This is a genomic window from Neorhizobium sp. USDA 3394 (genome assembly GCF_056280385.1).
On record NZ_JBWCDU010000001.1, the window covers coordinates 2,079,479 to 2,101,836 of the forward strand.

18 protein-coding genes are annotated in these 22,358 nt (G+C 63.6%); 3 read left to right on the plus strand and 15 right to left on the minus strand.

Annotation, left to right across the window (positions count from 1 at the left end; all coding sequences use genetic code 11):
* Positions 1 to 48: 48 nt before the first annotated feature.
* Positions 49 to 1,695, minus strand: coding sequence for a GMC family oxidoreductase (locus tag ACZ9EJ_RS09955; RefSeq protein ID WP_046640706.1), 1,647 nt, complete (start codon positions 1,693 to 1,695; stop codon positions 49 to 51).
* 325 nt (positions 1,696 to 2,020) lie between these two features.
* On the opposite strand from ACZ9EJ_RS09955, the gene ACZ9EJ_RS09960 reads away from it, so the two are divergent.
* Entirely contained in the window at positions 2,021 to 3,610 is a 1,590-nt protein-coding gene (locus ACZ9EJ_RS09960) for an ABC transporter substrate-binding protein (RefSeq protein WP_052764610.1), read from the plus strand.
* 187 nt (positions 3,611 to 3,797) lie between these two features.
* On the opposite strand, the gene ACZ9EJ_RS09965 is transcribed toward ACZ9EJ_RS09960, so the two are convergent.
* The 11 genes from ACZ9EJ_RS09965 to ACZ9EJ_RS10015 form a co-directional block, all read right to left on the minus strand.
* Positions 3,798 to 4,709, minus strand: coding sequence for an ABC transporter permease (locus ACZ9EJ_RS09965; RefSeq protein ID WP_080955740.1), 912 nt, complete (start codon positions 4,707 to 4,709; stop codon positions 3,798 to 3,800).
* Entirely contained in the window at positions 4,706 to 5,665 is a 960-nt protein-coding gene (locus tag ACZ9EJ_RS09970) for an ABC transporter permease (protein WP_046640707.1), read from the minus strand. The genes ACZ9EJ_RS09965 and ACZ9EJ_RS09970 overlap by 4 nt, the downstream gene beginning before the upstream one ends.
* Before the next feature lie 170 nt (positions 5,666 to 5,835).
* Positions 5,836 to 7,401: an ABC transporter substrate-binding protein gene (locus ACZ9EJ_RS09975; protein WP_080955741.1), complete on the minus strand. Its 1,566-nt coding sequence runs from the start codon at positions 7,399 to 7,401 to the stop codon at positions 5,836 to 5,838.
* 40 nt (positions 7,402 to 7,441) lie between these two features.
* Positions 7,442 to 8,509 carry an ABC transporter ATP-binding protein gene (locus tag ACZ9EJ_RS09980; protein WP_046630798.1) on the minus strand — a complete coding sequence of 356 codons (1,068 nt, stop codon included), beginning with the start codon at positions 8,507 to 8,509 and terminating at the stop codon, positions 7,442 to 7,444.
* Positions 8,506 to 9,537: an ABC transporter ATP-binding protein gene (locus tag ACZ9EJ_RS09985; RefSeq protein WP_046640709.1), complete on the minus strand. Its 1,032-nt coding sequence runs from the start codon at positions 9,535 to 9,537 to the stop codon at positions 8,506 to 8,508. Before ACZ9EJ_RS09985 ends, ACZ9EJ_RS09980 begins: the two co-directional genes overlap by 4 nt.
* Before the next feature lie 212 nt (positions 9,538 to 9,749).
* The gene (locus ACZ9EJ_RS09990; protein ID WP_046640710.1) at positions 9,750 to 10,577 is read right to left on the minus strand and encodes an inositol monophosphatase family protein; all 828 of its coding nucleotides are present in this window, start codon (positions 10,575 to 10,577) and stop codon (positions 9,750 to 9,752) included.
* The gene (locus ACZ9EJ_RS09995; protein WP_046640769.1) at positions 10,574 to 11,401 is read right to left on the minus strand and encodes a glycerophosphodiester phosphodiesterase family protein; all 828 of its coding nucleotides are present in this window, start codon (positions 11,399 to 11,401) and stop codon (positions 10,574 to 10,576) included. Before ACZ9EJ_RS09995 ends, ACZ9EJ_RS09990 begins: the two co-directional genes overlap by 4 nt.
* A 38-nt stretch (positions 11,402 to 11,439) precedes the next feature.
* Entirely contained in the window at positions 11,440 to 12,546 is a 1,107-nt protein-coding gene (locus ACZ9EJ_RS10000) for an ABC transporter ATP-binding protein (protein WP_046640711.1), read from the minus strand.
* Between the two features lie 2 nt (positions 12,547 to 12,548).
* On the minus strand, positions 12,549 to 13,466 hold the full coding sequence (locus ACZ9EJ_RS10005; protein ID WP_046640712.1) for an ABC transporter permease subunit: 918 nt from the start codon (positions 13,464 to 13,466) through the stop codon (positions 12,549 to 12,551).
* A 3-nt stretch (positions 13,467 to 13,469) separates the two neighbouring features.
* On the minus strand, positions 13,470 to 14,360 hold the full coding sequence (locus tag ACZ9EJ_RS10010) for a carbohydrate ABC transporter permease (RefSeq protein WP_046640713.1): 891 nt from the start codon (positions 14,358 to 14,360) through the stop codon (positions 13,470 to 13,472).
* 69 nt (positions 14,361 to 14,429) lie between these two features.
* Positions 14,430 to 15,737 carry an extracellular solute-binding protein gene (locus tag ACZ9EJ_RS10015; protein WP_046640714.1) on the minus strand — a complete coding sequence of 436 codons (1,308 nt, stop codon included), beginning with the start codon at positions 15,735 to 15,737 and terminating at the stop codon, positions 14,430 to 14,432.
* A gap of 212 nt (positions 15,738 to 15,949) precedes the next feature.
* On the opposite strand from ACZ9EJ_RS10015, the gene ACZ9EJ_RS10020 reads away from it, so the two are divergent.
* Positions 15,950 to 17,104 carry an ROK family transcriptional regulator gene (locus ACZ9EJ_RS10020; protein ID WP_046640715.1) on the plus strand — a complete coding sequence of 385 codons (1,155 nt, stop codon included), beginning with the start codon at positions 15,950 to 15,952 and terminating at the stop codon, positions 17,102 to 17,104.
* Between the two features lie 14 nt (positions 17,105 to 17,118).
* On the opposite strand, the gene recQ is transcribed toward ACZ9EJ_RS10020, so the two are convergent.
* Positions 17,119 to 18,978: a DNA helicase RecQ gene (gene recQ / locus ACZ9EJ_RS10025; protein ID WP_046640716.1), complete on the minus strand. Its 1,860-nt coding sequence runs from the start codon at positions 18,976 to 18,978 to the stop codon at positions 17,119 to 17,121.
* A 209-nt stretch (positions 18,979 to 19,187) separates the two neighbouring features.
* Between recQ and ACZ9EJ_RS10030 the strand changes: the two genes are divergently transcribed.
* Positions 19,188 to 20,333, plus strand: a complete 1,146-nt coding sequence (locus tag ACZ9EJ_RS10030) for an NAD(P)-binding domain-containing protein (protein WP_251089884.1) — start codon at positions 19,188 to 19,190, stop codon at positions 20,331 to 20,333.
* A gap of 5 nt (positions 20,334 to 20,338) precedes the next feature.
* Here ACZ9EJ_RS10030 and ACZ9EJ_RS10035 read toward each other — a convergent pair whose 3' ends face one another.
* Positions 20,339 to 20,722 (minus strand): DUF983 domain-containing protein, encoded by a 384-nt coding sequence (locus ACZ9EJ_RS10035; RefSeq protein ID WP_080955746.1) that lies wholly within the window; start codon positions 20,720 to 20,722, stop codon positions 20,339 to 20,341.
* A 129-nt stretch (positions 20,723 to 20,851) separates the two neighbouring features.
* Entirely contained in the window at positions 20,852 to 22,255 is a 1,404-nt protein-coding gene (locus tag ACZ9EJ_RS10040) for an aminotransferase-like domain-containing protein (protein WP_046640718.1), read from the minus strand.
* Between the last annotated feature and the right edge of the window lie 103 nt (positions 22,256 to 22,358).

The window sequence follows — 22,358 nt, forward strand, 5'->3', positions numbered from 1 at the left end:
TCCGTCTCGCTTATCGTTGACATCTGTGCTGCTTTCCCATGCGCGGCTTCATGCCGCCTGCGTCCCCATCTTTTCCTCGAGCCCCAGCCTTTCCTCGCGGATGAAATCCGCCGCCTTTTCCGCGATCATAACGGTCGGGGCCTGGGTGTTGCCGGAGACGATGGTGGGCATGATCGAGGCATCGACGACGCGCAGGCCGGTGAGGCCGTGAACCCGCAGCCGATCGTCGACCACCGCCGTGCGGTCGCGGCCCATCTTGCAGGTGCCGACGGGATGGAAGGTGGTGTTGAGGGTTTGGCGGGCGTAATCGAGCATGTCGTCGTGGGACTGCACGGCATCAGTCGGCGCTATTTCCTCCGGCTGGAAACGCGCCATGGCCGGGCTTGCGGCGATCCTCCGGACCGCCTCGATCGACCGTATCAGGATTTCGCGGTCGGCTTCCTCTTTCAGGAAATTGTGCAGGATGCGCGGCTGGGCCGAAGGGTCGCTACCCCCGACGTGGCAATGGCCGCGGCTTTCCGGCCGCAGGATGCAGGCCGACGAGGTGATGCCGGGGAACAGGTGCATGGCGCCGCCGAAACTCGGCGATGTGGAGCCGGAGACGTGGATCTGGACTTCCGGCGCCGGGGCATCCGGCGTGGTCTTGAGGAAGGCGCCGAGCAGCGTCGGCGAACCGCCGAGCGGCCCCCGTTTGGTCGCAAGATACTGCATGCCGAGCAGCATCCGGCCGAACCGCGTGCCGGCGCGGGTATTCAGCGTGTGGGTATTGCGAAGACGGTGCTGAACCCTGATGTGCCAGTGGTCCTGCAGGTTTTCGCCGACACCCGGCAATGCGTGCAGCACCTTTATTCCGGCAGATGCAAGGATGTCCGGCGCGCCCACGCCGGAGCGCTCGAGGATGGCCGGCGAGCTATAGGCTCCGGCCGACAGGATGACTTCCCTCCCCGCTTTCACCTCCTGGGTCTGGCCGTCGAGGCTGAACACGACGCCGCGCGCCCGCTTGCCGTCGAAGGTCACACGATCGACGAGAGCGCCGGTGACGACGGTCAGGTTGCGGCGGTTGCGGACCGGCTCCAGAAATGCACGGGCGGTGGAATGGCGCACGCCATTCTTGATGGTGGCGACGAAGAAGGCCACGCCCTCGTTGTCGCCGGAATTGTAGTCGTCCGCAGCGGGAATGCCCTGCTCGATCGCCGCCTGGCGATAGGCCTCCAGGGCCTCCCAGCGCACATTGGGGTCGGAGACCGCCCATTCGCCCTCCGTGCCGTGCGCCTCGGAATCGGCCCGGTGGAAAGTTTCCGAGCGTTTGAAATAGGGAAGCAAGCTTTCCCAGGACCAGCCGCGATTGCCGAGTTGCGCCCATTGGTCATAGTCGTAGGCATGGCCGCGCACGTAGATCAGGCCATTGATGGCGGAACTGCCCCCGAGCATTTTTCCACGCGGCAGTGCGAGCCGGCGGCCATCGAGGTAGGGTTCGGGCTCGCCCTTGTAGAGCCAGTCATATTGGGGTCTGCCGATGAGATGGGCGAGACCGAGCGGCATGTCGATATAGAAGCCCCGCCCCTCGCCGCCGGCCTCGATCATCAGCACCTCGACCGCCGGGTCCGCCGACAGCCGGTTGGCCAGAACGCAGCCTGCCGTGCCGCCGCCCACGATGACGTAGTCGTAGGTACGGGAATGCTCGAACGCACCCATGGTCTCTCCTCCACTTTCCGCAACAGGTAGCCGCGCGCCTCGCGGTCACGGCGCCGAAACGGGCACCGGAAGAGCCAAGGACACAGCGGCCGCACAATCGCAGCCTCCCGTACAATCATGGCATACGAGCCGGTCGGAAGGAAGTCGTGTTGCGGCAAAACCGAACGCAAAAGTATACATCGGAATGCTCCTGTTGTAGATCTATCCGCGGCAGGCTGCCGCAATTCGGAAAGAGGAAGCCGAACTGCGAGCTCGATGTATGCATGCCTGACTGAAGGAACACGAATAGTCTCGTCAATCTGTTTCATCGGGGAGGAGCCCGGAGATGAAAAAACAGCAGGACGGCATGCCGTCGATCATCCATGACAGCAGGATCAACCGGAGAACGCTTCTGGCGTCCGGCGCGGCGCTGGGAGGCGCGATGCTTTTGCCCGGGCAGATATTCGCCCAGGCGACGCCACCCAAGCCGGGCGGCACGCTGCGCATCGCCATGCCGTTCAATCCGGCCGCACTCGACCCGATGACCGGTCGCAACGTGCCGGACTTCAACTCGCTCTACGCGCTGTTCGACGCGCTGATCGCCTTCGATCCGGCGACGCTCGAGCTGAAGCCGATGCTGGCCAAGGACTGGACCTTCGCCGATCCCACGACGCTGGTGCTGAACCTCATCGACGGCGTGAAATTCCACGACGGCACCCCGTTCAACGCCGAGGCCGTGAAGTTCAACCTCGATCGTTTCATGAGCGACCCGCGCTCCAACGTGAAGTCGGACCTGGTTTCGGTCGCGTCGGTGGCGGTCACCGGCCCGAGCCAGGTGACGATCAAGCTCAAACAGCCGAACTATTCGCTGCCGACCATCCTGACCGGCCGCGTCGGCTGCATCGTCTCGCCCGCTTCCATCAAGGCGGCCGCCGACGGCAATGTCGACCGCAAACCCGTCGGCACTGGACCGTTCAAGTTCGCCGAGTGGCGCGACAACGACCTGATCCGTGTCGAGAAGAACCCGAACTACTGGCAGCCGGGCCTTCCCTATCTCGATGGCATCAATTTCCGCATCATCAACGAGCTGAACACCGCCGCCCGCACGGTCACCGCCGGCGAAACCGATCTTGCGCTCAACATGGCCGCGCAGCAGATCGCGACCGCGCGCCGCGTGCAGGACCTCACCGCCGAAGCCAATCCTTCGATGATCTTCTTCACCCTGATGATGAATTTCGCCAAGCCGCCGCTCAACGACATCCGGGTCCGGCAGGCGATGAACTACGCCATCAACCGCACCGAACTGAACCAGGTTCTGATGCTTGGCCTGGGCGAGCCGACCTCGACCATGTTCCCCAAGGATTTCTGGGCGGTGGATGCCGGGACGGCGCAGTTCTACCAGCACGATCCCGAAAAGGCGCGCAAACTGCTGGCCGATGCCGAGTATCCGAAGGGTCTGGAAGTCGAAACCTGGAGCTGGCCGGACCAGACATCGGTTCAGCGCCTCGAAGTGGTCGGCAACCAACTCGAGCAGGTCGGCATTCGCCTCAAGGTCACGCCCTCGCCGCCTCAGGTGGTGAACCAGGCCTTCTATATCGAAGGCAAGGGCGCGATGATCCTCAATCCGCAAGGTGGCTGGCTCGACCCCAGCCAGACCTACGAGCGGCTGTTCGGCGCGACCGGCCAGTTCAACGCCGGCAAGGTGGAAGACCCGCAGTTCCGCAAGCTGCTCACCGCGACCGGCACCTCGGCCGATGCCGGCGAACGCAAGAAGGCATTTGCCGCACTCCAGCGTTTCGTCGTGGAACAGGCGCTGCACCTGCCGCTGGTGACCTCGGCGGCCATGTCGATCCGCAACAAGAAGGTCAAGGACTTCAAGTACGACCGGCTGCACTCGCCGCGGTTCCACCGCGTCTGGCTCGACCAGACGGCGTGATCGGCCCGCCGGTCATCGGACAACGAAACAGCCCGGCCGCAAGGCCGGGCCTAGCCCTCCCTCAATCCCTGTGCTTGTCACAGGGATCCAGCCACGGCGCGTCTGCGCCGTGAAAGAGTCCTTGCATTCAAAGGCTTGAATGCGCTGGATCCCTGTGACGAGCACAGGGATGAGGAAAAGAGGTGTTTCACCGACGTTTGATGGTCGGGTCGAGGAGCACGCGGATCGACTCGCCGAGCGTGTTGAAGGCGAGCGCCGTGAACAGGATGGCGAAACCCGGCGCATACATCTGCTCCGGCGCCACCTCGACATAGTGGTAGGCGCGCGCCAGCATGCCGCCCCAGCTCGATTCAGGCGGCTGGACGCCGAGCGACAGGAAGCTCAGTCCGGCTTCCGCCAGAAGTGCCACGGCCAGCATCAGGGTCACCTCGACGATCACCGGCTGGATCGCATTGGGCAGGATATGGCGCAGGATCAGATGCAGGCGTGACGCACCGAAGCCGACGGCCGCCTCGACATAGAGCGCGTTCTTCACCACCAGCGTCTGCGCCCGCATCGTCCGGGCAAGCACCGGCGCGAAGGCGAAGCCGACGGCGATCATCGCATTGGTGAGGCCGATGCCGAGCGCGCCGGTGACGGCGACGGCCAGCACGAGCGGCGGAAAGGCGAGGACGCCGTCGATGATGCGGCTGCCGACCTGATCGACCCAACCACCGACAAAACCGATGAAGACGCCGAGCGGCACGCCGATCGCCACACCGATGCCGACGGCGAGGCTTGCGGCGTATAGCGCGTTGTAGGAACCGTATATCAGCCGGCTCAGCGTGTCGCGGCCAAGGTCGTCGGTGCCGAGCCAGTGTGCGCCGCTCGGCGGCGCCAGAAGGTCCATCAGGTTCTGCTTGTTCGGCGCATAGGGCACGATCAGCGGCGCGAAGATCGCCGCCAGAACCAGAACGGAGAGATAGGCAAGGCTGATCAGCGCACGCTTGTCGCCCCACAGCCAGGCCCAGAAGCGGAAGCGGACGGGCGGCGGAAGGGTCGCCTTGGCTGCCGGCGCGGCAGCGGTTTGGGTCATCACGGTCATGTTCGTATCGGTCATGTGGAGGCCGCCACTCTGGGATCGAAAGTCGCGTTGAGCACGTCGACCAGGAGATTGGTGAGGATCACAACCAGCACCAGCACCAGCGCCACGCCCTGCACCACCGGGAAATCCTTGTTGAGCGCCGAATAGCTGATGAGGTTGCCGACGCCGGGGATGGCGAAGACCGCCTCGATGATGACGGCGCTGGAAAACAGCCGGTTCACCTGCAGGCCGGCAATGGTCAGCATCGTCGCCGCCACGTTGCGAAGCCCGTGCTTCCACAGGATGGCGCCGGAACCCAGCCCCTTGGCGCGCAGCGTGCGGATATATTGGGAGCCCAGCACCTCGAGCAGTGCGCTGCGGACCTGCCTTGCCAGAACCGCGACGACGCCGGTCGAGAGCGCTACCGCCGGAAGGGTCGCGTAATAGAGCGCCTCCAGCGGCTTTTCGAAGACGGATACCGCACCGGTTGCCGGGAACCAGCGATAGCCGAGCGAAAAGAGCGTCACCAGGATGATGCCAAGCCAGAAATTGGGCACCGCGACACCGAGCGAGGCGACGCTGGTGATGATCTTGTCGAGCGTCGTGCCCTGGCGTGTCGCGGCAAGAATGCCAAGGGGAATGCCGAGTGCTGCGCCGAGGACCAACGCGTAAAGAACCAGCAGAACCGTATGCGGCAGTCGCGAGAGGATCAGCCGAAGAACGGATTCGTTCGAGAACAGCGAATGGCCGAGATCGCCCTGCACGGCATTTCCCAGCCAGAAGAAATATTGCACCAGCATCGGCCGGTCGAAGCCGTAGAACTGGCGGATTTCCGCGATCCGTTCCGCAGTCGCGTAGTCGCCCGCGATCATCATGGCCGGGTCGCCGGGCATCATGTAGACGAGGGAAAACACCACGAAAGTGGCAACAATCATCACGGGCACCAGCTGCATGAGCCTTTGAGCAACCATCCCGGGGACGCCGTACATCATCGATACTCCGTCGATCCGCAATTGACGCCGGCCATGTCAGCGGCCGGCACGGGAACACCGGACGTGCAGAAGCACTGCCTTCCGATGCGGGAGCGGCGCAGGCGACCCCGCTCCGCTCCGGTTTCCGCTCCCCGATGCGATGGCCGCGTCGGGAAGCACATCGCGTCGCCTCAGGCTTCCATCCACACCTTGTGGAAGCGCGGCCGCTGCAGCAGGCTGAAATTGAAGCCGTGCACCTTCGGCGTGCGTATGATGATGCCGGCCGACGAGAACTGCGGCAGGTGCAGCGCGTTTTCCAGCACGAAACGCTGCATCTTGAAGAGCACGTCCTTGCGCTTGGCGTTGTCGAACGTGTTCATCGACGCATCCATCAGCTCGCGATAACCCGGCAGTTCGATCTTGGCGGCGTTGCGATAGGCCGTCGCCGAGAACTGGCGGTCGTAGGCGGTTGCCGGATCCGGAAGACCACCGGTCGGGGTCATCAGCATCTGGCCCTTTTTCTCGGTGAGGAAGTACTGCATCGTCTGCGCCGGCTGCGCCGGGGTAACCTTCAGCCGGATGCCGGCTTCTGCAAGCTGGGCGCCGAGGACTTCCTGCCGCTGCACCGCCGCCTGGTCGGCCCAGGTGAAGGTGGCGATCTCGATGCCGTTTGCGAAACCCGCATCCTTCAGCAGCGACTTGGCGCGGTCGAGGTCCAGTTTGTAAAAATTCTCGGTCGCGGGGTCGTTGGCCCAGAAGCCCGAGGGGAACATGCTGCAATGCCCGCCGCCGAGGCCGCCCCACAGGACCTGGTTGAGCACCGGCCGGTCAAGCGCCCAGTTCATGGCCTGCCGGACACGAACGTCTTTCAGCGGCCCCTCGCCGTAGTTCAGGAAGGCCGTGTAGTAGATCATCGACGGCGTCGCTTCGGCGACCAGCTTCGGGTCGCGCTTGGCCACGGCCATCTGCTGGGCGCTCATGTTGAGGACGATATCGGATTCGCCGGCGGTCACCGTGCGCACGGCCGTATTGAACTCGTTGACGATGCGCATGTCGACGCCATCGAGGTAGGGCTTGTCGCCCCAGTAGTTGGTGTTTTTCACGACCTTGATCAGGGTGTTGTCCTGCCATTCGACGAACTTGAACGGCCCGGTGCCGACCGGCGCACGGTCGACATTACCGCCGGCGGCGGCCTTGACCGAAGCGGGCGACACGATGAGACCGGCGCGGTCGGTCAGGATCGCCGGCAGGGTGGCGTCCGGATATTTCAGCTTCAGCGAAACCTGATAGGGGCCGGTCGCCTCGACCTTGTCGACGACAGCAAGGTCCGATTTCACGTTCGAGCGATCGTAGGTGCTGCAGCGCTGCAGGTGGAAGACGACCGCCTCGGCATTGAACGGCGTGCCGTCATGAAACTCGACGCCCTGGCGCAGTTCGAGAACCAGCGTGGTTGGGTCGGTGAACTTCCACGAGGTCGCCAGCATCGGCTGCAGTTCGAGCGTCTGCGGATCGAAGCCGATCAGCGCGTCGAACATCAGGAGAAGGGCGTTGAAATCGGGATTGTTGCGGCCCGTCAACGGGTCGAGCGCGGCGGGGTTGAACGGCATCACCGCCCTCAAGGTGCCGCCGGATCTTGGTTGCGGGGCCTGGGCCCGTACCGTTGCCGGCAGCAGCGCAAGGCCGCCGGCGGCGACCGTTCCGGCCAACAGCGAACGACGGGTAATATCAGGGATCTTTCCAAATAAATCTGTGGTCACGTCTTCTCCTCCATTATCCATGACCGGCCGAGCTCGGCCGCTATGTCAGTGCATTCGTGGCAGATGCGGCATGGTTGGCGCCGTTCCCTCCGGCCAGGCCAAGACCACTCCTCTCCTTTTCGCCCAGCATCTCCTCGGCGAAATGGCATGCGACATGCCGCCCGGGCAGCAATTCGCGCTGCAGGGGTTCCTGCGTGCGACAGATGTCGCGCATCCGCGGGCAGCGCGTGTGAAAACGGCAGCCGCTCGGCGGGGCAATCGCGCTCGGTATCTCGCCCTGCAGGATGATCCTCTTCCGGGCGTCAGCCGCCGTCGGGTCAATCTCCGGTTCGGCCGAGCGCAACGCCTCCGTATAGGGATGCAGCGGCGTTTCGATCACGGCATGGGCGGGGCCGACTTCGACGATCTTGCCGAAATACATCACCGCCACGCGGTCGCTGATATGGCTAACCACCCGCAGATCATGGCTGATGAAGACGTAGGTCAGGCCGAACTGCTCCTGCAGCCGGGCGAAGAGATTGAGCATGTCGGCCTGGATCGACACGTCGAGCGCCGCCACCACCTCGTCGCAGACGATCACATTCGGATCCAGCATCAGTGCCCGCGCGATATTGGCGCGCTGCTTCTGGCCGCCGGAAATCTCGTGCGGATAGCGGTTGGCCATTTCCGCCGACAGCGACACCCGGTCCAGCATAGCGAATGCCTTTTCGCGCCGCTCGGCCCTCGTCCCCTCACCCGCGATGTTCAAGGGTTCGCAGATGCTCTGAAGGATGGTCATGCGCGGATCGAAGGCCGCATTCGGATCCTGCGAGACGATCTGGTACTTGCGCCGGTGACGGTTGAGCTCGCGGCGGGAAAACCTGAACGGATCAACGCCGTCATGCAGAACACCGCCACCGCTTGGGCTGAGCAGGCCGACGAGACAGCGCCCCAGCGTCGACTTGCCGGAACCGGACTCGCCGATGACGCCGAAAATCTCGCCCTTGCGCACGGTGAAGCTGACGCCATCGACGGCACGGATCAGCGAGCCGCGCCGCGGATTGCCGAAGCTGACATGGAGATCGTTGACATCAAGCGCCGTCTGTTTTGAAGAAACGCTTGCGCTCATGCTCCGACCCCTCTCAGTTCGAGCTCTTCCCAACGGGTGCATCGCACCTCCCTGCGGTCGAGGCCGTCTACGACCTCACGGTCGATCGCCTGGGGCAGTTCGCAGGGCTGCATGGAATAGGAACAGCGCGGCGCGAAGCGACAGCCCTTCGGCATGTGACGCAGGGACGGCACGCGGCCGGCGATCGAGGGCAGCGTGCCCCGTGCGCGGTTGCTGTCGGGGATCGAGTGCAGAAGTCCGGCCGTATAAGGGTGGCGGGGACCGGCGATGACGTCCCTTACAGGGCCGCCCTCGACGACCTGCCCTGCATACATCGTCACCATCCGATGGCAGCTCTGCGCGACCAGACCGAGATTGTGGGTGATGAACATGATGGCGGTCCCGGTGCGGTCGGCAAGGCCTAGAAGCAGGTCCATGATCTGTGCCTGGATCGTCACGTCGAGAGCGGTGGTTGGCTCGTCGGCAATCAGCAGACGCGGCTCGCAGACCAGCGCCATGGCGATCATCACACGCTGGCGCATGCCGCCCGAAAGGTTCATCGGGTAAAGGGTGGCGACACGGCGCGGCGATGCGATGCCGACCGAATCCAGCGCCGCGACAGCGCGCTCCGCCGCCTCCCGGCGGTCGAGCTTGAAATGCCGCCGAAGGGTCTCCTCGATCTGGTAACCCACGGTGAACACCGGGTCGAGGGCGCTCATCGGCTCCTGGAAAATCATGCTGATGTGCCGGCCGCGAATGCCGTTCATCTGCGATTCCGAACAGGACACCAGGTTCTGCCCGCCGAACATGATCTTGCCGCCAAGGCGCGAATCGCGCGGCGGCAGCAGCCGGAGGATCGAGAGTGCGGTCATCGATTTGCCGCAGCCGCTCTCGCCCACGACGCCGAGGATCTCCTTCGGCTTCACCGAAAGCGAAACATTGTTCAGGACTTCGACCCAACCCGATTGGTCACGCAGTGACAATGTCAGGTTCTCTATATCCAGAAGCGTGTCCTGGCCGGCCATCGTGGCCTCGGCAAGCTGCTGCATCCGGCCCTGATCCTCCTATCAGTCCCGCTGCCCGCTTGATCAATATCTGACATGCGGGCGGCTGATACGCATTCTCCTCACCGCGCCGAGGTCCCGTCAGGGATCCTGATACGCGGTATAGACTCCTCCCGAGAGCCTGATCATGTATACATTACACGTCACGACGACGAAAGCCAGAATGAAAATTGCCGTGGTCCGAACCCCTGGAGCCTTCAGCTCAGGTTCTCGCGGATGGCTTCCCAGCTCGCCACATCGGGCGCAAGCAGCAATCGGCCTTTCGTCATCGCGGGGCGATAGGGTTCGCCACTCAGAAGCCCGCTATGGCCGCCGGCCTCACGGTGGATCAGTTCACCTGCTGCATGATCCCACGGATTCATGTCCGCGTTGAGCGAAAAGGTCATGGCTCCGGTTGCCACCATCCGGTATTCGAAGGCGGAGCAGCGCCATGTAGTGGTGCGGCCAAAACGCAGGACCCGCGGCGCGAACGCCGCCTGCTCCTCGGCCGAGAACATGTGAAGCGGCACGAAGCCGCTCATCTCGCTGACCGGAACGGTTGCTGCCGCAACGCTGAGGCGGGTGCGTACACCGTCACGGGCGATATGCCAGGCCCCCTCGCCCGGCCGGGCCATGAGAAAATCGCCGGTCAGCGGATAGTGGATCAGCCCCGCGACGGTTTCTCCGCCGGACACGATCGCCACGATCATGCCGAACAGCGGCACGCCATGGGCGAAATTCCATGTGCCGTCGACGGGATCGATGATCGCGGCGAGTTCAGCATCCGCCAGGCGGTCGAGCAGCGTCGGATCGGCGGAGACCGCCTCCTCGCCGACGATCAGCGCCTCGGGAAAATGTGTGGAGAGTGCTGCGGAAAGCCGACGTTCCGCACCCAGATCGGCATCGGTGACGATGTCGTCCGGGGCGGTCTTGGCGCGGATGCCATCTGCGGTCACGCCAAGGAAACGGGGCAGAACCTCCGCCTCCCCCGCATTGCGCATATCCTCCATCAGGGCCTGGAGCACAGCCTCGGAAATGATCGTCATGCCTGGCGGGCCTTTATGTAGGATTTCAATGCGGCGGGCTGGTCCGTCTGGATAACGCTGATGCCCGCGTCCATCAACCGGCCCCAGATCAGGTCAGGATTGGCAAGAGCGGCGCTGTCCGTCCATTCGCCGCTGCCCGGCTGATCGAGCGTGTTGACCCACAGCGCCATGCGGGCCCTCGCGAAAGCCTCGCGATGGTGGGCGATCGTTTCGAGACTGTCGAAGCGGATTTCGCACATGAAGGGCGAGAGTTCGGCGAGTATGGCAAGTGCGTCGCCGGTGTTCTCGGCGGTGAAGCGCGCCATGCCCATGAACGGCACGCCGTCGATCTTCTGGGCCTTCACCCAGTCGACATCCGCAAGGGAATGGACCTTGGTCTTGAGATCCACATAGGCAGCGGCGCCCATCTCCCGGGCGCAGGCGGCGACTTCGGAGAAAAGCCCGCGATCCTTGAGATCGAGATCGGCGAAGATGCGGCCGCGGATGATCTCCAGCGCCTGCCTGAGGGTCGGGATGCACTGATCGGTCGCCGCGCGGCCCTCGCCGCCGTCGTCCTCGCGCAGCATGATCGCCTGCAGCTCCGCCATGGTGAAAGTCTCGGCGTCGCGGTCGATGCCGGCCATGCGTTCCAGCGTATCGTCATGCATCAGGAAAAGCTGGCCGTCGGCGCTCTTGCGTACGTCGAGTTCGACGATCTCGCAGCCGATCGCGATGGCGTTTTCGATGGCCGCCAGGCTGTTTTCCGGGGCGCCGTGCCAGGCGCCGCGATGGGCAACGACGGCGCAGCTGCGCGCCGGATCGGCGATGAAGTCTTTGTAGCTCATGAGGGTTTCTTTCATATGGCGCCTTTGGCGCCGGGCTTTCATTGGGCGCCGAAGGCACCGGGTATGGCCCGGCCCGTCGCTGCATCGAAGAGATGCAGTCGCGAGGTCGGGAAGTTCAGGAGAAGTTCGAGCCGGTCGGCGATATCCGCACCGAAGGGCGTCGCGATTCGGACGATCGAGCCGCCGAGATCGGCAGCCAGCACCGAATGGGAACCGAGATCCTCGCGGAACCGGAGTGCCGCCTTGACCGCATGGCCATCCGCCTTGCCATCGACGACGATGTCCTCCGGCCGGATGCCGAGCTGATAGGCGCCGGTCAGCGGGGCGTTCGCCACCACCTGGCCGTCGGCAAGCCTCAGCGCCGACCCGTCTCCGGTGACGGGCAGGATGTTCATCGGCGGGGCACCGATGAACTTGGCGACGAAGACCGAGGCCGGATGGTGGTAGATCGCCTTCGGCGTATCGAACTGCTCGATCCGGCCCTTGTTGAGGATCAGGATGCGGTCGGCGAGCGTCATTGCCTCCACCTGATCATGGGTGACGAAGACGGTGGTGGCGCCGATGCGGCGATGCAGGTCGGCCAGTTCGACGCGCATGTCGTGCCGAAGCTGGGCATCGAGGTTGGAGAGCGGCTCGTCGAACAGCAGCACGCCCGGCTCTCGCACGATGGCGCGGCCGATCGCAACGCGCTGGCGCTGGCCTCCGGAAAGCTGCCCCGGCTTGCGGTGCAGATAGTCGGCAAGGCCGAGCATCTTGGCGACCGCCGCGACCCGCTCGGCACGTTCCGCCTTCGCCATGCCGGCGACCTTGAGGCTGTAGGCCATGTTCTCGAACACGGTCATGTGCGGATAGAGCGCATAGTTCTGGAACACCATGGCGCAGCCGCGGTGTTTCGGCTCCAGATCCTGGACCTCGCGGGTGCCGATGAGGATCTTGCCGCCGCTCACCCGTTCGAGCCCGGCAATCATCTGCAGCAGCGTGGACTTGCCGCAGCCGGAAGGACCGAGCACGACGGTAAATTCGCCGGCCTTGAGTTCGACATCCATCGGCGGAATGACCACCGTCTGAGGGTCATAGGCCTTGGTCAAGCCTTTGACCGTGATGCTCGCAGCGGCGGCGCGGATGGCTGTATCGATGGCGTTCATCGTCATTTCTCCGAAAGCACGAGGCCCTGCACCAGATACCGCTGCAGAAGCGCGATCATCAGGAGGGGCACGAGGGAAACGATCACGGCGCCGGCCATGATCATCGGAAAGTCGGGCACTTCGCCGTCCGAATCCGGCAGCAGCCGCGCCAGGCCGACGACGGCGGTCTGCATGTCGGGCGTCGAGGAGGCGACGAGCGGCCAGAGATACTGCGTCCAGCCGCTCAGGAAGGTCAGCACGAACAGTGCCGCGAAACTGGTGCGCGACAGCGGCAGCAGGATATCGAACATGAAGCGGACCGGCCCCGCCCCATCCATGCGGGCGGCCTTGAACAGATCTCCCGGCAGGGTGCGGAAGAACTGGCGGAACAGGAACGTGCCGGTACCATGCGCGGCAAGCGGCGCGATAAGGCCAAAATGGGTGTTAAGAACGCTCAATTCGAGCTGTACCGGCGCGCCGAAGACCTGGGCGATCAGCCCGTTGAGGCCCGAGACGTCGAGCAGCGCATTGACCGGCGAGAACACGTTCGATGCCACCTGATAGGTGGTGATGACGCGGATATCGACCGGCAGCATGATCGTGGCGAGGATCAGCGCAAACGCGACGCCTGCCCAGCGGATGCGGAAATAGACGATCGCATAGGCCGACAGGAAGGACAGGATGCAGGTGGCGATCGCCAGGCTGAACGCCACGGCGAGGCTGTTGAGCATCTGGATCGGGATGCGCGTCTCGGTGAAGATGCGCGCTGCATTGTTCAGGAACTGGTCGCCGGGGTACCAGGCAAGCCCGTTACGCAGCAGGAATTCATAGGATTGCGATGCCGTCGCCAGCGTCAGGTAGAGCGGGCCGAGGATGTAGAGCATGCCGACCAGGAGGATCAGGCTCGCGGCGATGTTGAGGGAGCGTGCGTTCTCGATCATCTGTCAGCGCTCGTAGTTGATGCGCCGGCCGAGGAAGACGAACTGGGCGGCGGTGAGAAGGATGACGAAGACCATCAGGATCGCGGTCTGGGTGGAGGCGCCGGAGAGATCGTAACCGCTGAAGCCGTCCTTATAGATCTTGTAGACGAGCAGCGTGGTCGCGCCGCCCGGACCGCCATGGGTGATGGTATCGATCAGCGCGAAGGCCGAGGTGATGCTTTCGGTGAATTCCAGCACCAGCGTGAGAAAAAGCTGCGGCATGATCAGCGGCAATTGCACGTCGAAGATCCGCCGCCAGGGCCCTGCCCCGTCCATCGCCGCCGCCTGGTGCATGGTGCGCGGGATCGATTGCAGACCGGCCAAAAGGATCACGAAATTGAACGGGATGCCGCTCCAGACATGCGCGGCGATCAGCGTGATGAAGGCGTCCGTTCCATCGATGCCGGGCGCCCAGATGCCCGGAAAGGCCTTGTTGAGCGGCGCCAGGAGGCCGACGAACGGATTGAAGACGAAGGCGAAGACGACACCGATCGAAGCGCCTGCGACGCCCTTCGGCCAGACCAGAACGTTGCGGGCCGGCAGCGACAGGCGAATTTTCCGGTCGGCGGCGACCGCGAGGATCAGCGGGATCAGCACGGCGAGCGACGACGCGGTCACCATGAATATGATAGTGCGCCAACCCGCCTGCCAGAACTCCCGGTCGGAAAGGACACGGGCGAAATTGTCGAAGCCGACGAACATCGAACCGCCGCCGAACGGCTGTTCGAGAAAAAACGACCAGTAGAACGCCTGGAAGATCGGCACGTAGAAGAAAAGGACGATCAGCAGCATAAACGGCGCGACCAGGAGGACCGGCAGCCAGCGATTGCTGAAGAGGGTGGATTCGGAGGTCATGGGAAAAGCCCGATGTGAGGGATCGGCACGGACAGGACCTGTGTCCCGTCCGCGCCGATCAAGCTTGGATCAAGGCAGCTTGACGCCCTTGTAGGTCTGCTCGAAGCGGCGCAGCAGCTCGTCGCCGCGCTTCTTGGCGTTGTCGAGCGAGACCTGCATGGTCTGCTGGCCGCCATAGGCCTTCTGGGTCTCTTCCACGAAGATTTCTCGGAACTGCACGTAGAAGCCGAGGCGGATACCGCGGCTGTCGGCGGTCGGCGACTGGTTCATCGACTCGATGCCGAGGGCAGCGGTTGCGTATTTCGCAGCCTTCGCTTCGCCGCTCTTGTTGATCGCCTCGAGCACGTCGTTGGTGACGGGGACGTAACCGGTGGCCGCAGTGAACGCCATCTGCTGTTCCGGCTTGCGCAGGAAGTCGAGGAAGGCCTTGGCGCCATCGACCTGAGCCTGGTCATGGCCCTTCATGACGTAGATCGAAGCGCCGCCGACCAGCGTGTTGTGGCGTTGGTAACCCTTGTACATCGGCGCCATGTTGACGGTAAGCTGGTACTTGCCGTCGAAAGCCTTGGTGGAGGCGGCGTAGGAGCCGGAAGAGCCTTCCATCATCGCGCATTCGCCGGCGTTGAAGGCTGCGGTGTAATTGCCGGCCTTAGTGTCGGCATTAAGCTTGACCAGGCCTTCCTTGCGCCAGTCCACCAGGTTCTGGAGGTGCTTGGCGACGAAGGTGGTGTTGAAGACATATTCGGCGTCGAGGCCGTCATAACCATTGTGCCTGGATGCGATCGGCAGGCCGTGGCGGGCGGAGAACTGCTCCAGCACGCGCCAGGTATCGCCATCGGTGACGAACGGGCAGGCATGGCCGGCAGCCTTCAGCTTGCGGGCCGCATCGATCACCTCTTCCCAGGTGGTCGGGGTCTGGGTGATGCCGGCTTTCTCGAGCTCGGTCTTGTTCGTGTAGAACAGCAACGTCGAGGCATTGTAGGGCTGAGCGAACAGCTTGCCGCCGGACGTTTCGTAATAGGCGCGGGCACCGGCGATATAGTTGTCCCATTTGACGTCGGGCAGGATTTCCTGGACGGGCACGACGGCGTTCGACAGCATCAGGTCGAGCGTGCCAGCGTCGAAGAACTGGATCAGCACCGGATGGTTCTTGGCACGGAAGGCTGCAATCGCCTTCTGCATCGACACTTCGTAGCTGCCCTGGCCGACGCAGGTGACCTTGTGCTGGGTCTGTGCGGCATTGAACGCATCGCACTGAGCCTTGATCGCGGTTTCGACAGGGCCTGTATTGCCGTACCAGAACTCGATATTGGCGGCCTGCGCGGAACACGCGCCCGCCATCAGGGCGGCAGCCGCCGCCAGAATGGAAATCTTCATAATTGCCCTCGCCTGTTTTGGGATCGGCCGAGTGGGCTCGGCATCGGAACGACGGGATTACTACACTTTATGTGTAACAATTAAATGACGCCCGGAAACCCTTGTCGCGAAAGGGATTTCCAGCTAAGCAAAGGAAAACGCGAGGTAAACGGCTGTATGCAACCGCCATTATTACACCTCTCAGGTAATTGTGAGCGAGGGAGGTGTATCCGATGGCGTATTTTCCCGAGGCTCTGATCTCGCGGCAATTCCTGCGTGCAGGCGAAAGCGGCGTCGTCTCGCCGAACGAGCGCAACCTGCTCAAGCTCATCTGGCGCTATCCCGGTCTTTCCCGGTCCGAAGTCACGGACCATACCGATCTCACCCAGCAGTCGGTCTACCGGATCATCGACCAGCTCACGGAGCGCGGCATCGTCTCGCTCGGCTCTCCGAAACCGGGCGTCGGCCGCGGGCAACCGAGCCCGACGCTCAGGCTTGACGGTCGATACGCCTATTCCTGCGGGATCTCGGTCAATACCGATGTCATCGGTATCTGCCTGATGGACCTTGCCGGGAATGTTCTGGCTGAAAGCAGCGTGACGCTGCGCGGGCATACGATGGCGCAATCCCTCGATCTCGTCAGAGAACGGCTCGTGGAAGCGCAGAAACTCAACGCCCTATCCCCGGAGGCCCTTTTCGGCATCGGCTTCGCAATAGCGGGCTTTCATGTCGGGGGAACCCGCTACAACGCACCCCTTCCGCTCCACGAATGGTCGCTGATCGAACTCGGCCCGCTGCTGGCGGAATTTTTTGGCAAGCCGGTCTGGGTACACAATGGCGCCAATACCGGCGCAGTCGCCGAGTCCATGTTCGGAGCCGGCCGCTACATAAAACATTTCGCCTACCTGAGCTTCAACTACGGTTTCGGCGGCGGACTGATCAGCGACGGCGAGTTGCTGCTCGGCGGCAATGGCAATGCCGGCGAGTTTTCGGGCATCTACGACGAAGAGGAAAACCAGCGGCGACCGGCGCTACAGCTGCTCATAGAGAGGCTCATTCGCAACGGCGTCGATGTCCCCTCCATCACCTACATGCGCAGGCATTTCGACCCGCAATGGCCAGGCGTCACCGAGTGGGTGAACGAAGTCACGCCGGCTTATAACCGCCTGATCAATGCCATCCGGGCGATCTTCGACCCGCAGGCGATCGTCTTCGGCGGCCAGGTGCCGCGAGATTTGGCGCAGATGCTGATTGATAGGACAAAGAATTTTGACCGCCCCCGTTATGGAGTACCCCGCCCCGGCCCAAAGTTGATCATCTCGGAGATCGCCAGCGACGCGTCGGCGATGGGCGCTGCGATCACGCCGTTCCACTCGACCTTTTACTGACGCGGCTAGTCCACCTACCTCTCGTGCGCCCGGATCACCGCCAGGAAGGCATCGCCATAACGTTCGAGCTTCGATTGCCCTACCCCGGAAATGCCGAGCAGCGCATCGCGGCTCGTCGGGCGGGCGGTGGCGAAGGCGACCAGCGTCGTGTCCGGAAAGACGACATAGGGCGGCACCGAAAGCTCCTTGGCAATCCCCAGGCGCGCGATCCGCAGCGCCTCGAAGAGTTCGGCATCGGCCCCTTCCAGCGCAGACCGGGCGCTTGCCGCGCTCGGCGACGCGCTTCGCGATGCCTTGCCCGTCGTCGGGCGGTCCTTGCGGAAGCGCACCTCGCGTTCCCGCTTGAAGACGGCGCGAGCTTCCGGCTCCAGCTTCAGAGCGCCGAAGGCAGCATGATCGACGCTGACAAGGCCGGCGGCCAGCAATTGACGGTAGACAGACTGCCAGGTTTTTGACGGGATGTCCTTGCCGACACCGAAGACCGGCATGTCGGCATGGCCGAAGCGGGTGGTCTTCTCGTTTCGGGTTCCGAGCAGCACATCGATCAGGTGGCCAGTGCCGAACCGTTCGCCGGTCCGGTAGATCGCCGCCAGCGCCTTGATGGCGGCATCCGTTCCATCCCAGGTCTCGACGGGTTTAAGGCAGGTATCGCAATTGCCGCATTGGCCGCCATGCGCCTCGCCGAAATGCGCCAGGATCGCCTGTCTGCGGCAGCCGGGCGTTTCGCAGATGCCGAGCAGTGCATTGAGCTTGGCGCGTTCGACCCGCTTCACATCGTTGCCCGAAGTGCCCTCGTCGATCATCCGGCCACGCTGGATGACATCGGCCATGCCATAGGCCATCCAGACATCGGACGGCAGCCCGTCACGCCCGGCGCGGCCTGTCTCCTGATAGTAGGCCTCCACCGAACCGGGCAGATCGAGATGGGCGACGTAGCGCACGTTCGGCTTGTCGATGCCCATGCCGAAGGCGACGGTGGCGACAAGGCAGAGATCCTCTTCCTTGAGGAAGGCGTCCTGATTGGCGTCGCGGATGCTGCGGTCCATCCCCGCATGATAGGCAAGTGCTCGAATACCCTGCCCGTTCAGCCACTCCGCCGTATCCTCGACCTTGGCCCGCGACAGGCAATAGACGATACCGCTCGATCCCTTGTGGCGAGACAGGAAGCGCAGAAGCTGCTGGCGCGGCTGGTCTCGCTCGACGATTTCGTAGGCGATGTTCGGCCGGTCGAAGGAGGTGGTGAACACCTCGGCCGAGCGCAGCGCAAGCTTGTCGATAATGTCTTCACGGGTATGCGGATCGGCGGTCGCCGTCAGCGCCAGGCGCGGCACGCCCGGATAGTGCTCGGCGAGATGGCCAAGCTCGCGATATTCCGGGCGGAAATCGTGGCCCCATTGCGAAACGCAGTGTGCTTCATCGATCGCGAACAACGCAATCTTCGCATTGCCGATCATGTCCTTGAAGGCCGGCGTGACGATGCGCTCGGGCGTCACGTAGAGAAGATCGAGATCGCCATTGGCGATCGCTCGGCGGACATCGACGAATTCTTCGCGCGTCAGCGAGGAATTGAGCGCGGCGGCGCGCACGCCGAGCTGTTTCAGCGCCTCCACCTGGTCGCGCATCAGCGCAATCAGCGGCGAAACGACGATGCCGACGCCATCGCGGCAGAGGGCGGGGATCTGGAAGCAGAGCGATTTGCCGGCGCCGGTCGGAAACAGCACCACGGCATCGCCGCCCGACACGACCTGTTCGACGACCGCGGCCTGCTTGCCCCGGAACGATGAATAACCGTAGACGCGCTTCAGCACATCGAGCGGATTTTTCGTGCCTTGTCTGTCAAACAGGGGATCGATGCGGTCTGGGGTCGATGGCATGGAATCGCTTTCGTCGGAAGGACCGCACTATGGCACAGGTCCGGCGGCCAGAGCGAGCACCCGCGGCGCTCGGCCACGGCGTCCCGATATGAATTGAGACATGACACTCTCCCCGCTACTGCTGCCCGTTTTGCTTGAAGCGACTTTCGCAGGCGTATAAGCCTTGTCTGCCCGCCCCCTTCGCCCCGTCACCGGCATGGATATTCCGCATGGCTGCAGACCACGAACCGGATCACTTCGCTGACGACGGACCCGAGCACGCCCGGGTGGCGGTCAAGGTCGATATCGTCGTGATCGGAGCGGGTCAGGCGGGTTTGTCTTCGGCCTATCACCTGCGGAAACTGGATCTTGTGCCGGACAGAGACTTCGTGGTCCTCGACCAGTCGCCGGAGCCTGGGGGCGCCTGGCAGTTTCGCTGGCCATCCCTGACGCTGGCCACCGCCAACCGCGTCCATGACTTGCCCGGAATGCGGTTCGAGGAGGTGGTCGATACTTCAGCCAACCTAGTTAAGGCGTCGGTCGCGGTGCCCCAGTATTTTGCGGCCTACGAAGCCGCATTCGATTTGCACGTCCATCGCCCCGTCAAGGTAACGGTCGTCTGCCCAAGGGGTGATCGGTTGAGGGTCGAAACCGACCTCGGTGTCTTTTCGGCAAGAGGCCTGATCAATGCCACCGGCACATGGGAATCGCCCTACGTTCCCGACTATCCCGGCGCTGACCGTTTCCATGGGAGGCAGCTCCACACGCGGGATTATCGTACCGCCGAGGAATTTGCCGGCCAGCATGTCGTCGTGGTCGGCAGCGGGATATCGGCGATCCAGCTGCTCGACGAGATCTCCCGCGTCACCTCGACCACCTGGGTGACGCGACGGGAGCCGCAATTCCGCGACGAGCCGTTCACGCCGGAGGTCGGGCGCGCGGCTGTAGCCTTGGTGGAAGACCGCGTCCGCCGGGGCCTTCCGCCGGGTTCGGTGGTTTCGGTCACCGGCCTGCCCGTCACGCCGGCGATCCTGGCGGCGCGCGAACGGGGCGCGCTGAAAAGGCTGCCGATGTTTTCCGAGGTCACCGAACACGGGATACGCTGGGCGGACGGCTCCGAGCAACGGGCCGACGTGATCCTGTGGTGCACGGGTTTTCGCAGTTCGCTCGATCATCTCGCCCCGCTACAACTGCGCGAGGCGAGCGGCGGCATCCTGATGACCGGCCGGCTGGCGACGCAGGTCGCCAAGGACCCGCGTATTCACCTGGTCGGTTACGGTCCATCCGCTTCCACGATCGGGGCGAACCGGGCGGGCGGCGCGGCAGCGCGGGAATTGACGACCTTCCTCGGCGCTCCAGTCAATCACGACAAATGACGGGTTTAGCTGGCGCGCCTCACCAGCTTTCCTTCTTCCGCCTTGTAGAAATACTGGCTCGCCACCAGCCAACCCTTCAGCGGTCGAAGCGGCGGGATGCAGGTCAGGAGCATGAAGGGCAATGTCACCAGCAAGTGAACCCACCAGGCCGGCTGGAACTGCACTTCAAGCCAGACGCCGAGAAGCACGCTCGGCACGCAGGCGAAGCACATCACGAAAAAGGCCGGGCCGTCGGCGGGGTCGGCAAAGGAATAGTCCAGTCCGCAGGCTTCACACTTCGGGCTGAGCGTCAGGAAGCCGTTGAACATATGCCCCTGACCACAACGCGGGCAGCGCCCGCGCAGGCCGGTCTGCATGGGAGGGAGAGGAGGCCATTCGTGATCCATGATCATCGTCCTTGGGGAGCAAAGCGATCAAATCTCTTATTGATTGCAGTCATTATATAGATTTATGCATTCAATATGTCGAGTAGCCAGAATGCCGCAGGCATTCCGGCCGGGGATCGCAGAGTGGAGAGATCAGAAGAAGGAGCCGGCCATTTCGGGCGAGCTCTGCAGCGCATGGCCCATGAATTCCAGGGCCGCCCCGAGCGCAGGCCGCTGGATGGGACCGCCGAGGCATACGCGCACCGCTTCCGGCGCGGGGCCGTCGACGCAGAAGGCGTCGCTCGCCACAACACCGATGCCGGCGGAACGCATGTGGCTGCCGAACGTCGAGCGGGTCCAGCCCTGTGCCAACGGCAGCCAGATGTTGAAGCTGAGCGGGTCGCCGCGATAGCTGCCCTTCGGCAGTATGTCTGCGACCAGCGCTTGGCGGGCCATCGCTTCGGTCCTGACGAAGTGCAGGATATTGTCGGCCGTGCCGTCCTCGATCCAGCGGGTGGCGAGCGCTGCCGACAGCGGCGACGCCATGACGTTGTTGGCGCGCATGGCGCTGACGAACGGCCAAGCGGCCTTGGTGTCCGGGGCGACGACATAGGCGAGCCTGAGCCCGGCGCCGAGAGATTTGGAAAGCCCGCCGATATGCCATGTCAGGTCCGGAGCTATCGCCGCCAGCGGTACCGGGGCACGCAGAGGAATGAAGCCGTAGGCGTCGTCCTCGACGATCGGCACTCCATATTTTCGCGCCACGGCACAGATCTCCTCGCGACGCCGTTCCGGGACGGTCAGCGTCATCGGGTTCTGCAGGATCGGATTGAGATAGAGTGCCTTCGGCTTCGTCTTCTCGCAGGCCTCGGCAAAGGCTGCCGGCAGAATGCCTTCGTCATCCATCGGCAGGCCGACGAGACTCAATCGCAGTTGCGCGGCGATCGAACGCATGCCGGGATAGGTGATGTTCTCCGAAAGCACCGTCTCGCCCGGCTTTGCCAACATGCCGAAGATCGCCAGCAGCGCCGGATGCGCGCCTGGCGTGAGGAAGATACGCTCCTGCGACGGCACCATGCCGCGCCGGCCGAGCCAAACCGCCGCCGCTTCCTTGTCGACGCCGGCACCGCCGAACCCCTGATAACGCAGCAGAGGCACAAGATTGGTGGCGACTGCAGTTAACCCGCCCTGCATCCGGGCAATCAGTTCCGGATCGTCCGGCTCCGGCGGCATGTTCATGGAAAAATCGACGATCGAGGCCCGGCGCGGATCGGGCGCGGCGTCGGAAATGAAACCCCGGCGCTCCTTGTCGGCACCGCCGGTCACGAAGGTGCCGCGTCCGACATGCGAACTGACCAGACCACGCTTCTGGGCTTCCAGATAACCGCGCGCCACGGTGGTGAAGTCGACGTTGAGCACCTTGGCCAGCTCGCGCTGCGGCGGCAACCGATCACCGATGACGAGGTTGCCACTCCGCAAATCCATCTCGATGACATCGGCGATCGCCATGTAGCGCGGAGAGCGGCTGCGGGTCAGGTCAGGCTTCCAGGTCTTCATCCGTGACGTCCGATAGTTAGTCCTGGATTGACTGTATATTGTTGCTCAGTGAGTCTGTCATCAGGAAAAAGCGGGCATTGCGCCGCAGCCCACGGACCAGAGA